The organism is Pseudomonas sp. PLB05 (genome assembly GCF_021106615.1).
Taxonomy (GTDB): Bacteria; Pseudomonadota; Gammaproteobacteria; order Pseudomonadales; family Pseudomonadaceae; genus Chryseomonas; species Chryseomonas benzopyrenica.
Window position 1 is genome coordinate 236,216 of sequence record NZ_JAJOHO010000005.1, and the last position, 13,550, is coordinate 249,765.

Below are 13,550 nucleotides of genomic sequence, written 5' to 3' on the forward strand. Positions count from 1 at the left end.
CTATTGACCGAGGTCGCGCAGGCGCTTGCCCTGCATCAGATTGCGCTCGATGCGCTCCAGGGTGACACCCTTGGTCTCCGGCACCAGCAGGAACACCAGGAAGATGAACACCACGTTCAGACCGGCATAGATCCAGAAGGTGGTGCCCTGACCCAGGGTGCCCAGCATGGTCAGGAAGGTGGCGCCGACGATCATGTTGGCGATCCAGTTGGTGAAGGTGGAGCAGCCGATGCCGAAGTCGCGGCCCTTGAGCGGCTGCACTTCCGAGCAGAGGGTCCAGATCAGCGGACCGGCCGACATGGCGAAGCCGACGATGAAGATCAGCAGCATGACCACGGTAAAGGTCTGCTGGCCGTGGCTCAGGTTGCCCATGCCGAGCATGGTGCCGACCACGCCCAGGCCCACCGCCATGACCACGAAGCCGGTATAGAGGATGGGTTTGCGGCCCCACTTGTCGACCAGGAAGATGGCGATGAAGGTGGCCAGCACGTTGGTCAGACCCACCGCGGCGGTAAACCACATCTGGGCGGCGGTGTCGTAGCCCATGCCTTCGAAGATGCGCGGCGCGTAGTACATGACCACGTTCATGCCGGTGAACTGCTGCACCACCTGCAGGAGCACGCCCAGGCCCACCGAGCGGCGGAAGTTGGCATTCTCCTTGAACAGCGACCAGCCCTTTTGCGGGACCTTGAGCTGCTCTTCGATCTCGGCGACCTCCTGCTGGATGACCTTTTCGTCACCGCGCAGCCGGTGCAGGACCTTGATCGCTTCCTCGCGGCGACCCGCCATGATCAGCCAGCGCGGGCTGTCGGGCAGGGCGAAGACGCCGATCAGGAACAGCACCCCGGGAATGGCGATGATGCCGAGCATCCAGCGCCAGGCTTCGTAGTAGCTGAAGGCGGTGTTGGAGAGGAAGGCGAGCAGGATGCCGGCGGTGATCATCAGCTGGTACAGCGAGATCATCGAGCCGCGGATGTTTTCCGGAGCGACCTCGGCCAGGTACAGCGGCGCGGTGAAGGACGCGATGCCGATGGCCAGGCCGAGCAGGAAGCGGGCAAAGATCAGCATGGTCGGCGAAGTGGCCAGGCCACAGAGGATCGAGCCGATCACGAACAGGATGGCGCCCAGCATCAGCGATTTCTTGCGACCCAGCTTGGCCGACAGCGAACCCGCGCCCAGAGCGCCCAGGGCAGCACCGGCCATCATGCTGGAGACGATCCACTCGATCACCTGATCGGAGATCTGGAATTCCTGCTGGATGAATTTGGTGGCGCCGGAAATGACGCCGATGTCGAGGCCGAACATCAGACCGGCCAGGGCGGCCATCAGGCAGGCGAAGATCGCCTTGGGCTGGGCCTTTTCGGTGACGTGACCGTCGGCGTTGGTAGTGGTGTTGCTCATGACTGAGGCTCCTCGCTCGCCTTGTGGGCGATCTTGTTGTCGCGGGTCGTTCCGTATCCGCTTGTTACAGACCCGTCTAACGACCCTTGGTTCGGCCGATGAGAGGCCCTTACCAGAGCCGCGCCGGCTGGGCGTTCACATAGGTGGCATAGAGCGAACCGCCGCCGGTGATGAACAGGCGATTGCCCTTGAGGCCGCCGAATTCGACGTTGGAGACGGTTTCCGGCAGGTGCAGGGTGGCCAGCGGCTGGCCGCTCGGATTGAAGACCCGCACGCTGTTCTGCTCGGCCGAGCCGGCCCAGCTGCACCAGAGGTTGCCGTCGCTGTCGACGCGGAAGCCGTCGATCACGCCCTGGTCCTTGGCATCGATCAGCACCTCGCCACCGCCCAGAGTACCGTCGTCCTTCAGCGTGAAGGCACGCAGGTGGTTGGGCTTGCCGGGATTGCCGCCGCCAGCGGTGTCGCTGATGTAAAGGCGCTTGCCATCGGGGGCGAAGGCCAGGCCGTTGGGCCGGCCAAAGTCGCCCACCGCCACCGTGGCCTTGCCCTGGGGGTCGATGCGATAGACGTTGGTGGGCAGCTCGAATTCGGCCTTGTGGCCTTCGTAGGCGCCGAGGATGCCGTAGCCCGGATCGGTGAACCAGATGGCACCATCGGCTCCGACCACTACGTCATTGGGCGCATTCAGCGGTTTGCCGTCGAAGCGGTCGAGCAGCACCGTGGTGCTGCCGTTCAACTCGCGGCGGGTGACGCGGCGGCTGTCGTGCTCGCAGCTGATCAGCCGACCCTCGCGGTCACGGGTGTGGCCGTTGGCGTTGTGGGACTGGTCGTCATAGACGCTGACGTGACCGTCGTCGGCGCTCCAGCGCATCACCCGGGCATTGGGGATGTCGCTGAACAGCAGGCAGCGCCAGTCGGCCATCCACACCGGGCCCTCGGTCCAGAGACCACCGGACCAGAGGCGCTCGACGAAGGCGTTGCCCAGCCGGCCCTTGAAGGCCTGGTCATGGATCTCCCAGGCGGGATCGGGCATGACGATGGGCGGCTTGCCCTCCCAGTTACGGGTGAGACCGAACTTGTCGTCGGCGAGGGCGCGACTGGCGACCAGACCGGCCGAAGCGGCCAGGGACACGCCGAGAAAGGTGCGACGGGCGAGCGGCATGGGGAGACTCCTTTGTTGTCGTTATGGGTCCGGCAAGGCCGGTGGCAGAGCACCGCGTACCGGGACAGGCACGCGGTGCTTCCTTAGTCGCCGTTATTCGGGCAGACGTTCCACCTTGCCCACCACCAGGCCATAGCAGAGGGCACCGATCAGTGCGGTCACGCCGATGAAGGCGATGGCCGGGGCGAAGCTGCCGTCCTTGACCAGGAAGCCGATGACGATGGGCACGCAGATGGCCGAGAGGTTGCCGATGAAGTTGAACATGCCGCCGGTGAGGCCGATCAGCCGCTCCGGCGCCATGGCCGAGACCATCGACCAGGTGATGGAGGCCAGGCCGTTGCCAAAGAAGGCCAGCGCCAGGCAGGCGATGATCAGCGCCGGGGAGTCGACGAAGTTGGCGCCGACGATGCTGGTGGAGATCAAGAGGCCGCCAATGATCGGCAGCTTGCGCGCCAGGCCCACGGAGGCGCCGCGGCGGACCAGCCAGTCCGACAGCAGGCCCGAGCAGATCACGCCGAGGAAGGCGGCCAGGAACGGCAGCGAGGCAAGGAAGCCGGCCTTGATGAAGTCCATGCCGCGGTATTTCACCAGGTAGGTGGGGAACCAGGTAAGGAAGAACCAGAGGGTGGAGTTGAGGCAGAACTGCCCGATGTAGATGCCCCAGAGCTTGCGCTTGTTGAGCACGCTCCAGAGGTCACGCCACTGGAAGGCGGCGCGGCTGCGATTCTTCTGCTCCAGATCGACCAGACCGCCACCTTCCTGGATCAGCGCGACCTCGGCGGCGTTGGCGCCGCGGAAATCCTTGGGCTCGCGATAGACGAGGTACCAGACGGCCGCCCAGAGGATGCCAACGCCGCCAGTGACGACAAAGACCATGTGCCAGCCAAAGGTCTGCTGCAGGTAGATCAGCACCGGGGTGAGAAAGGCCAGGCCGACAAACTGGCCGGAGGTGTAGAAGCCAATGGCGGTGGCCCGCTCACGCTCGGGAAACCAGGTGGTGACCACCCGGTTGTTGATCGGATAGGCCGGTGCCTCCAAGGCGCCCACGGCGAGCCGCAGGATGATCAGGCCGATGAAACTGCCGACGAAACCCAGGCCGATGGTGGCCAGCGACCAGAGCGCGATGGCCACCGGATAGAGGATGCGCGGGGCGACCTTGTCCACCAGCCAGCCGCCGGGGATCTGCATGGCGGCGTAGGTCCAGCCGAAGGCCGAGAGGATCAGGCCCATGTGCACCGGCTCGATGCCCAGATCCTGGGCCAGGTGCGGGGCAGCGATGGAGAGGTTGCTGCGGTCGAGGTAGTTGATCACCACGGTGACGAACAGCAGCGTCATGATGAAGAAGCGCGCCCGGCTGGGCTTGGCCAGGGTCGGCGCGGACGTAGCTGCCGCCGGGGAGGCCTGGGTAGGGGTTGGCATGGCTCGGGTCCTGTAATTGACGTTGTGGCGAGCGTTGTCGATGTCTGGGGGTCAGGGCGTTGGAGCGGCCCTCACCCTGGCCCTCTCCCAGAGGGAGAGGGGATGGTCGGTGCGGTAGTCGAGGCAGGTGCTTCCGCTCTTGCCCCCTCTCCCCTTGGGAGAGGGTTGGGGTGAGGGAGCAGCTGTGTGTCTGGCCATTAACAGTGGCGTTGCTTTTCCCTCACTCTGGCCCTCTCCCAGAGGGAGAGGGGACGGTCAGTGCGAGCGTCGGGGCCGGAGCTCCCGCTCTTGCCCCCTCTCCCTTGGGGAGAGGGCTGGGGTGAGGGCGTCCCTTACCACTCCGCGAAACTGCCGTCCTTGTGCCGCCAGATCGGGTTGCGCCAGCGATGGCCAATGGCGGCCTGTTCCTTGACGAATTCCTCGTTGACCTCGACGCCAAGCCCCGGCCCCTGGGGAATCTTCACGTGGCCATCCGCGTAGTCGAACACCTCGGGATTCTTGATGTAGTCCAGCAGGTCGTTGCCCTGGTTGTAGTGGATGCCCAGGCTCTGCTCCTGGACGAAGGCGTTGTAGCAGTTGGCGTCCAGCTGCAGGTTGACCGCCAGGGCGACGGGGCCGAGCGGGCAATGCAGGGCGATGGCCACGTCATAGGCCTCGGCCATGTTGGCGATCTTGCGTGTTTCGGTGATGCCACCAGCGTGGGACGGATCGGGCTGCAGGATGTCGACGTAGCCTTCCTGGAGGATGCGCTTGAAGTCCCAGCGCGAGTACAGCCGCTCGCCCAGGGCGATGGGCGTGTTGCTCATCAGGGCGATTTCCTTGAGCGCCTCATGGTGCTCGCTGAGCACCGGCTCCTCGATGAACATCAAGCGGAACTGCTCCAGTTCCTTCACCAGCACCTTGGCCATGGGCTTGTGCACCCGGCCATGGAAGTCCACGCCGATGCCGAAGTGCGGACCACAGGCGTCGCGAATGGCGGCGACGTTGGCGATCACCTGGTCGACCTTGTCGTAGGTGTCGACGAATTGCATCTCTTCGCTGGCATTCATCTTGATCGCAGTGAAGCCCTTGGCCTGGCGCTCCAGGGCCTGGGCCGCGGTCTCCGCCGGGCGATCACCGCCGATCCAGGAATAGACGCGGATGCTGTCGCGCACCTGGCCGCCGAGCAGCTCGTGCACCGGTACGCCCAGGGCCTTGCCCTTGATGTCCCACAGGGCCTGGTCGATGCCGGCCAGGGCGCTCATGTGGATGCCGCCGCCGCGATAGAAGCCGCCACGGTAGAGCACCGTCCAATGGTCTTCGATGTTGCGCGGGTCCTTGCCGATCAGATAGTCGGCCAGCTCCTCGACCGCCGCCGCCACGCTGTGGGCGCGCCCTTCCAGCACGGGTTCGCCCCAGCCGTGGATGCCCTCGTCGGTCTCGATCTTGAGAAAGCACCAGCGCGGCGGAACGACATAGGTGGTGAGTTTGGTGATTTTCATGGTGTGCACATCTCGATTTTAATTGTTGGATCGAGGGGATCGCGGCCATGGGCCGCTCCTACTGGGGTATCCGTAGGAGCGGTCGCAGCGGCGAACCGCCATGGCCGCGATAATCAGGAACCTTTGGCTACTTGCCATCCCGCCGCGAAGGCCTGGGCATTGGCGCTGACCTGGGCGGCGCTCAGGCCCGGCTTGTATAGCGCCGAGCCGAGGCCGAAGCCGTTGGCGCCGGCCGCCACGTAGGGGCCCATGTTGTCCGGGGTGATGCCACCCACCGGCAGGAGCGCCAGAGCCTTGGGGAAGACCGCGCGCCAGGCCTTGACCACCGCCGGGCCGAGTTGCTCGGCGGGAAACAGCTTGAGGCTGTCGGCCCCGGCGTCGAGGGCGGCGAAGCCTTCCGACGGAGTGGCCACGCCCGGGGCGCTGACCAGGCCAGCGGCCTTGCTGGCGCGGATCACCGCCAGGTTGGCGTTGGGCGAGACGATCAGCCGGCCGCCCGCGGCGTCCACCTCGGCCACCTGGGCCTCGGTGAGCACGGTGCCGGCGCCGATCAGGCAGCTTTCATCCAGCTCCGCGGTCAGCCGGCGGATGCTCTCGAAGGGCTGCGGCGAGTTGAGCGGGATCTCGATGACGCGAAAGCCGGCGTCGTACAGGGCACGACCGACCGGGACGATCTCGTCCGGGGTGACGCCGCGCAGGATGGCGATCAGCGGCAGGTCCTTGAGGTAGGTATCAAGCATGGGAGCCTCCAGAGGTGGGGAGCAGGCCGGCGGCCTGGGCCAGGCGCCAGAGCCCGGCCCGGGTGGCCTGCTCCAGCAGGCGGACCTGGTGGATGTCGAACAGTGCCAGGGCGTCGCGATAGCGCTGGCAGAGCGCCGCGTCGCCGATCAGCACCAGGGGTGGGCAGGGGGCGCCCTTGAGGGCGGCGACCTGGCTGCGCAGCTCTTCGCCGATCAGCAGGCCGGACAGGTAGTCGAGGCTGTGCGCCGCGCCCAGCTCGCCGGCCAGCACCCGGCTGCGGGCGGTGAAGAGGCGGCCGAACAGGCCCTCGGCCCCGGCGTCGCGGGCGGTGACCAGGCCCAGGCGGAAGGCCTCGGCACTGGCCTCGGGACCGGCCTCGGTGGCCGGACGCCCCAGGATGGAATGTTCGCGCAGGACGGCGAACAGCTCGCCGGTCATGTAGGTGGCGAAATCGGTGAGGCGACCGTCACGCACCCGCACCCACTTGCTGTGGGTGCCGGGCAGCACCAGCAGGGCCTCCTCGGCCAGGTCCGGCTCCAGTTCGAGGGCGCCGAACACCTGGGTTTCCTCGCCACGCAGCACGTTGGGCAAGGCGCCGCGCTGCATCACGCCGGGGACCAGATGGAGCTCGCCGCAGCCGCTGTCCAGGCGCAGCAGACCGGCAGCCAGGCTGTGGACGTCGGCGGGGCAATCGGCATAGGGCACCTCGCGCCAGCCACCGCGGCTGCCGACCATGCCGCAGGCGATGGCGGGCAGGTCCGGCTGGGCCTCGCGCCAGTCGCCCACCAGGGTGCGATAGGCCGCGGCGAAGTCGCCCTCCGGCACATGCATGATGCCCCAGGGGCGACTGCGGGTTTCCAGCACGGCGCCCTGGGCGTCGAACAGCTGGGCCCGCAGGGACGAGGTGCCCCAGTCGAGGCCGATGAGGTGCGGGGTGGCGGTCATGCAGGGCTCCAGCCGAGTTCGCGGGAAATGGCCCGGGCGCAGGCAGTGACCTCGGGCTGCAACTCGTGCAGCCGCGCCTCGGGCATATAGGGGATGGCACTGGCGACGCTCAGGGCCGCGACGATGGCGCCGTCGGCGCCACGGATGGGCGCGGCCACGCAGCGGATGCCCAGTTCGTTCTCTTCCAGATCCAGGGCGTAGCCTTCGGCGGCATGGCGGCGCAGCCGCGCGCAATAGTCGGCCCAGGGCAGGAAGTCCTCGCGCAGGCCGGGCTGGCCGCTACGCCGGGCCACGCCTTCGCCATAGAGGGCTTCCCACTCGACTTCGGCGAGATCCAGCATCAGCGCCTTGCCGACCCCGGTCAGCGCCAGCGGCATGCGCAGCCCAACGCGGGATCTCATCTCCAGGCCACGGCTGCCCGGCAGCTTATCCAGATAGAGGACATCGCCGCCTTCGCGCACGCCGAGGTGCACGGTGTCGCCGCAGTGCTGGGCCAGGCGTTGCAGATGGGGCCGGGCCACGCCGGTCAGCGGCAGCTGTTCGCGGGCCTGGTAGCCGAGGGCGATGAGGTGGCTGCCCAGGATCAACCGCCCGCTATCGCTGCGCAGGTAGCCGGCCTGGGTCAGGGCGGCCACCAGGCGATGGGTGGTGCTGCGGGTGCAGCCAATGGCGGCGCCGACCTGGGCCAGGTTGTCGGCCCCGGCGGCCACGGCTTCGAGCACCGCCAGGCCGCGAAACAGTGCCTGGGCCCCGCTGGGCGCTTCGCCCTTGTTGGAATTGTTGTCGTTCATGGCCTTCACTCTAGAAGCCTCTGTGGCAAATCTCAATATGTGATACTTCATCCCATATTGTGGGATAAAAGTTAGATATGACAGCCTTGTCACATAGCTGCAATATTGGCGCTATCTAATGCACGGCACATTGCAAGGACTCGAGAGGCAGAGCGCTCCATGACGGGTAAATCCATCCTGATCGTCGACGATGAGGCCCCCATTCGCGAAATGATCGCCGTGGCCCTGGAAATGGCGGGCTATGAATGCCTGGAGGCGGACAACAGCAAGGACGCCCACGCCCTGATCGTCGATCGCAAGCCCGATCTCATCCTGCTCGACTGGATGCTGCCCGGCACCTCCGGCCTGGAGCTGGCTCGGCGCCTCAAGCGCGACGAGCTGACCGACGCCATTCCCATCATCATGCTCACCGCCAAGGGCGACGAGGACAACAAGGTCCAGGGCCTGGAGACCGGTGCCGACGACTACATCACCAAGCCCTTCTCGCCCCGCGAGCTGGTGGCTCGGCTGAAAGCCGTGCTGCGCCGTACCGGCCACCTGGAGAACGATGGTCCGCTGGAGGTCAACGGCCTGATCCTGGATCCGATCAGCCACCGAGTGACCATCGACGGCGCGCCCGCCGAGATGGGGCCTACCGAGTATCGCCTGCTGCAGTTCTTCATGACCCACCAGGAGCGCGCCTACACCCGCGGTCAGTTGCTCGACCAGGTCTGGGGCGGCAACGTCTATGTCGAGGAGCGCACCGTGGACGTGCATATCCGTCGTCTGCGCAAGGCCCTGGGCGAGACCTACGAGAACCTGGTACAGACGGTGCGCGGCACCGGGTATCGCTTTTCCACCAAACTCTGACGCGGGATCACCGCCGCCGTGAACATCAACTGGCGCTCCCGTCTGGCCACCCAGCTGTCGATCGTGGTCGGCGGCTGCGCCCTGGCCGGCTGGCCCTTCGGCCATGTCGGCCTGGCGGTGGCCCTGGGACTGGCGGTCTATCTGGCGGTCACCCTGAAACACCTGCTGCGCTTGCATGCCTGGCTGCTGAGCGAGGCGCCAGGCGCGCCACCCGAAGCCGAAGGTCTGTGGGGCGACGTCCTGGATCGGCTCTATCGCCGGCAACGCCACGAGCAGCGCCAGCGTGAAGAATTGCTCGCCGTCATCGGCCGCGCCCAGGCCTCCACCGAGGCCCTGCGCGATGCCATCATCCTGGTGGATCGCTATGGCAACCTGGAATGGTGGAACCGCGCCGCGGAAACCCTGCTGGGTCTGCGCCAGCCCCAGGATCTCGGCCAGCCCATCACCAACCTGGTGCGCCATCCGCGCTTTTCCGATTACTTTCTCGGCGGCGACTATGGCGAGCCGCTGGAACTGGCCTCGCCGCTCAACGACGACCAGTACCTGCACATCCTGATCACCCGCTTCGGCGAGGGTGATCGCCTGCTGCTGGTGCGTGACGTGACTCGCATCCACCAGCTGGAACAGATGCGCAAGGATTTCGTCGCCAACGTCTCCCATGAGCTGCGCACCCCGCTGACGGTGATCACCGGCTACCTGGAAACCCTGCTGGACAACGCCGAGCACGCCACCCCGCGCTGGCGCCGGGCGTTGGGACAGATGCAGCAGCAGGCCGGCCGGATGCAGCACACCATCGACGACCTGCTGCTGCTGGCGCGCCTGGAAGCCACCGACTATCCCGCCGACAACCGCCCGGTAGCCCTGGAGTCGCTGCTCGCCTCCATCCTGCAGGACGGCCGCGCCCTGTCCGGCGCCATCGGCCACCGCCTGAGCCTGGAATGCGCACCGGGCCTGGCGCTGCTGGGTAGCGAGACGGAACTGCGCAGCTGCTTTTCCAACCTGGTGTTCAACGCGGTCAAGTACAGCCCCGAGGGCGGCGAGGTGCGGGTCCGCGCCTGGCAGGACGCCGAGGGGGCCCATGTCGCCGTGCAGGACACCGGGCCCGGTATCGATGCCCGCCACCTGCCGCGCCTGACCGAACGCTTCTATCGCATCGACGCCAGCCGTGCGTCCAGCACCGGTGGCACCGGGCTGGGCCTGGCCATCGTCAAGCACGTGCTGATCCGCCACCGCGGCGGCCTGGACATCCACAGCGTGCCCGGCGAGGGCAGCTGCTTCACCTGCCATTTCCAGCACGAGCAGATCGCCACGCGCACCGCTGCCTCGGCCTGAACTGCCCCCACGCAGCCATGCTATCGTCCGGCCACTCCTGCCACGGTCTCCCGCCATGCCCCCTGCCCTGCGCCTGTTGCCGGTCCTGTTGCTCGCCCTGCTCGGCGGTCTGCTGGTCAGCGTGCTGGCCTGGCAGCGCGCCGAACGGGCGACCCTGGCCGAGGCCAGCCTGCTCGGCCAGGAACAGTTGCGCCTGCATGCCAGCAGCCTGCAGACCCTGATCGATCGCTTTCGCGCCCTGCCCGCGGTGCTGGCCCAGGATCCCGAGCTGATCGCCGCCCTCACCACGCCACCCGATGCCGCCGCCACCGAGCGCCTCAATCTCAAGCTGGAACGACTCAATGCCGCTGCCCAGTCGTCGACCCTGGAGGTGCTGGATCGCAGCGGCCTGGCCATCGGCGCCAGCAACTGGCGGCTGCCCACCAGCTACGTCGGCCATAATTACGGCTTCCGGCCCTATTTCCGCGAGACCCTCGCGGGCGGCAGCGGCCGCTTCTATGCCGTGGGCGTCACCACCGGCATTCCCGGCTACTTCCTCTCCCATGCGGTACTGGACGCCCAGGGCCGCTTTCTCGGCGCCGTGGTGGTCAAGCTGGAATTTCCCGCCATCGAGGCGCGCTGGGGCGAGCACCCCGAGGTCTTGCTGGTGAGCGATGCCCGCGGCGTGGTCTTTGCCGCCAACCGGCCGGCCTGGCGCTATCGCCTGCTGCGCGAGCTGACGCCCGCCGAACGCGCCGAACTGGCCACCACCCGGCAGTACGACAGACGCACCCTGCAACCGCTGCTGCATAGCCAACAGGTGGTCTTGGGCGACCAGCGCCAGGTGGCCCGTATCGAGGCGCCCGAAGGCAGCTCCGACTACCTCTGGGACAGCCTGCCGCTGCCCAGCGAAGGCTGGACCCTGCACCTGATCAGACCAACCCGGGAACTGCAGGGCAGCAGCCTGGGCGCGGCCCTGGCCGCCGGTTGCGCCTGGCTGCTGCTGGTCTGCGCCGGCCTGCTACTGGTGCAGCGGCGGCGGCTGCAGCGCCTGCGCCTGCGCAGCCGACTGGAGCTGGAGCAGCTGGTGGAAGCCCGCACCGCCGAGTTGCGCACCGCCCAGGATGGCCTGGTGCAGGCCGCCAAGCTGGCCGCTCTGGGGCAGATGTCGGCGGCGCTGGTGCATGAACTCAACCAGCCGCTCACCGCCCAGCGCATGCACCTGGCCAGTCTGCGGCTACTGCTGGACCACGGCCGGCTGGATGAAGCCCGCGCCGCCCTGGAACGCCTCGATGGCCTGCTCACCCGTATGAGTGGCCTGACTGCCCACCTCAAGACCTATGCCCGCAAGACCCCGGCCGGCCTGCGCGAGCGGGTCGACCTGGCGCTGGTGGTGGATCAGGCGCTGGAGTTGCTGGAGGCGCGGCGCGCCGAGCTGGCTGTCGAATTGGACTTGGAACTGCCGCGCCCGGCCTGGCTGCTGGGCGACCCCATCCGCCTGGAGCAGGTGCTGGTCAATCTGCTGCGCAATGCCCTGGACGCCGTGGCCGAACGACCGAAGCCGCAGGTTCGGGTCAGCCTCGTGCAACAGGGGCACAGCTGGTTGCTGGAGGTGGCCGACAACGGTGGCGGCATCGCCGCCGAGCACCTCGACCAGGTGTTCGACCCCTTCTTTACCACCAAGCCGGTCGGCGAAGGCCTGGGGCTGGGGCTGGCGGTGTCCTCGGCCATCGTCCAGGCCCAGGGCGGCAGCCTGACGGCCGCGAACGACACCGAAGGCGCGGTCTTCAGGCTTCGGCTGCCGGTAGCCTCCTGCGGCCAAGAAGCGCCTCCCTCCCCCTAGTCGCCTGCGGCTTGCCGCACTGGCCCAAGCTGAAATCACTGAGCGGACCCCTCGGGTCTGTTCCGCTGCCCGCTACGTTCATCCTTCGGATGACTCGACCGCCCCGTGCCGTTCGGGCAAGGTAACCGCGCACCGGCCGCGAGAGGACGCCCCCATGCAAGCCCAGGTCTATCTGGTCGACGACGAAGCCAGCATCCGCGAAGCGGTGCGCCAGTGGCTGGAGCTGTCGGGGCATCAGGTGCGGCTGTTCGCCCGCGCCGAGGACTGCCTGGCGGCCGTGACCCCGGATTTCGCCGGCGTGGTGGTCAGCGACGTGCGCATGCCCGGCATGGACGGTCTGGCCCTGCTGGGCCGGCTGCAGGCGCTGGATGCCGACCTGCCGGTGATCCTGCTCACCGCCCACGGCGACGTCGCCCTGGCGGTCAGCGCCATGCGTCAGGGCGCCTACGATTTCCTGGAAAAGCCCTTCAGCCCCGAGGCGCTGCTCGGCGATCTCGGCCGCGCCCTGGAAAAGCGCCGGCTGGTGCTGGAGAACCGCCAGCTGCACCGCCGGGTCGACGACCAGAGCGCCCTCGCCCGTCGGCTGCTCGGCGTCTCGCCCGGCATCGTCCGCCTGCGCCAGCAGATCCTCGATCTGGCGCCGACCCCGGTCAACGTGCTTTTGCGCGGCGAGACCGGCAGCGGCAAGGAATTGGTCGCCCGTTGCCTGCACGATTTCGGTCCCCGGGCCGGCAAGGCCTTTGTCGCCCTCAACTGCGCGGCCATCCCCGAGCAGCTGTTCGAGAGCGAATTGTTCGGCCACGAGAGCGGTGCCTTCACCGGTGCCCAGGGCCGGCGCATCGGCAAGCTGGAATACGCCAACGGCGGCACCCTGTTTCTCGACGAGATCGAGAGCATGCCCCTGGCGCAGCAGGTCAAGCTCTTGCGGGTGTTGCAGGAGCAGCGCCTGGAGCGTCTCGGCTCCAACCAGAGCATCGCCCTGGACCTGCGCATCGTCGCCGCCACCAAGCCGGACCTGCTGGAAGAGGCGCGCGCCGGGCGCTTTCGCGAAGACCTGGCCTATCGCCTCAATGTCGCCGAGCTGCAGCTGCCGCCGCTGCGGGCGCGACGCGAAGACATCCCGCTGCTGTTCGATCACTTTCTCGCCGAGGCCGGCGCCCGCCTGGGGCGCCCGGTCACACCGCCCGGCGCGGCGCGACTGGCCCAGCTGCTGGGTCACGGCTGGCCGGGCAATGTCCGCGAACTGGCCAACGCCGCCGAACGCGAGGTCCTCGGCCTGGGCGCGCCGCCGACCGCCCAGGGCAATTCCCTGGCCGATCAGCTGGAAGCCTTCGAAGCCCAGTGCCTGCGCGCCGCCCTGGCCCGTCATGGTGGCGAGATCAAGGCGGTGATGGACGAGTTGCAATTGCCGCGGCGTACCCTCAACGAGAAGATGCAGCGTCACGGCCTGGTGCGTGCCGACTTCCGCGACAGTCCCGAGGATGACTGACCGGCCATAGGCGGAAATCCGCTCATTGCTCAGGCCGTCCAGGCAGACTTTCGCCTATTCACCGAGCAGAAAGCCAGCAGTGGCGCGGCTTCACGATCTGGCACGCCGTCTGCAACCT

At 67.6% G+C, this 13,550-nt stretch carries 11 protein-coding genes; 4 read left to right on the forward strand and 7 right to left on the reverse strand.

What is annotated here, in order from left to right:
* From LRS53_RS21175 to LRS53_RS21205, 7 genes are all read right to left on the reverse strand, one after another.
* The gene (locus LRS53_RS21175; RefSeq protein WP_173149843.1) at positions 1 to 1,401 is read right to left on the reverse strand and encodes a sugar porter family MFS transporter; all 1,401 of its coding nucleotides are present in this window, start codon (positions 1,399 to 1,401) and stop codon (positions 1 to 3) included.
* A gap of 109 nt (positions 1,402 to 1,510) precedes the next feature.
* Positions 1,511 to 2,563: an SMP-30/gluconolactonase/LRE family protein gene (locus tag LRS53_RS21180; RefSeq protein ID WP_231357215.1), complete on the reverse strand. Its 1,053-nt coding sequence runs from the start codon at positions 2,561 to 2,563 to the stop codon at positions 1,511 to 1,513.
* Between the two features lie 93 nt (positions 2,564 to 2,656).
* The gene (locus tag LRS53_RS21185; protein WP_231357216.1) at positions 2,657 to 3,982 is read right to left on the reverse strand and encodes an MFS transporter; all 1,326 of its coding nucleotides are present in this window, start codon (positions 3,980 to 3,982) and stop codon (positions 2,657 to 2,659) included.
* A 332-nt stretch (positions 3,983 to 4,314) separates the two neighbouring features.
* Positions 4,315 to 5,463 (reverse strand): galactonate dehydratase, encoded by a 1,149-nt coding sequence (dgoD, locus tag LRS53_RS21190; RefSeq protein ID WP_231357217.1) that lies wholly within the window; start codon positions 5,461 to 5,463, stop codon positions 4,315 to 4,317.
* Positions 5,464 to 5,576: 113 nt separating this feature from the next.
* Entirely contained in the window at positions 5,577 to 6,203 is a 627-nt protein-coding gene (locus tag LRS53_RS21195) for a 2-dehydro-3-deoxy-6-phosphogalactonate aldolase (RefSeq protein WP_231357218.1), read from the reverse strand.
* Entirely contained in the window at positions 6,196 to 7,149 is a 954-nt protein-coding gene (locus LRS53_RS21200; protein WP_231357219.1) for a 2-dehydro-3-deoxygalactonokinase, read from the reverse strand. The genes LRS53_RS21195 and LRS53_RS21200 overlap by 8 nt, the downstream gene beginning before the upstream one ends.
* Positions 7,146 to 7,940 carry an IclR family transcriptional regulator gene (locus LRS53_RS21205; protein WP_231357220.1) on the reverse strand — a complete coding sequence of 265 codons (795 nt, stop codon included), beginning with the start codon at positions 7,938 to 7,940 and terminating at the stop codon, positions 7,146 to 7,148. Before LRS53_RS21205 ends, LRS53_RS21200 begins: the two co-directional genes overlap by 4 nt.
* A 159-nt stretch (positions 7,941 to 8,099) precedes the next feature.
* Between LRS53_RS21205 and phoB the strand changes: the two genes are divergently transcribed.
* From phoB to LRS53_RS21225, 4 genes are all read left to right on the forward strand, one after another.
* The gene (gene phoB, locus LRS53_RS21210; protein WP_007159925.1) at positions 8,100 to 8,789 is read left to right on the forward strand and encodes a phosphate regulon transcriptional regulator PhoB; all 690 of its coding nucleotides are present in this window, start codon (positions 8,100 to 8,102) and stop codon (positions 8,787 to 8,789) included.
* 18 nt (positions 8,790 to 8,807) lie between these two features.
* Complete coding sequence (gene phoR, locus LRS53_RS21215) at positions 8,808 to 10,121, forward strand: phosphate regulon sensor histidine kinase PhoR (RefSeq protein ID WP_442968540.1); 1,314 nt, start codon at positions 8,808 to 8,810, stop codon at positions 10,119 to 10,121.
* A gap of 55 nt (positions 10,122 to 10,176) precedes the next feature.
* Positions 10,177 to 11,943, forward strand: a complete 1,767-nt coding sequence (locus LRS53_RS21220; RefSeq protein ID WP_231357221.1) for a sensor histidine kinase — start codon at positions 10,177 to 10,179, stop codon at positions 11,941 to 11,943.
* 154 nt (positions 11,944 to 12,097) lie between these two features.
* Complete coding sequence (locus LRS53_RS21225) at positions 12,098 to 13,432, forward strand: sigma-54-dependent transcriptional regulator (protein WP_231357222.1); 1,335 nt, start codon at positions 12,098 to 12,100, stop codon at positions 13,430 to 13,432.
* Positions 13,433 to 13,550: the final 118 nt, after the last annotated feature.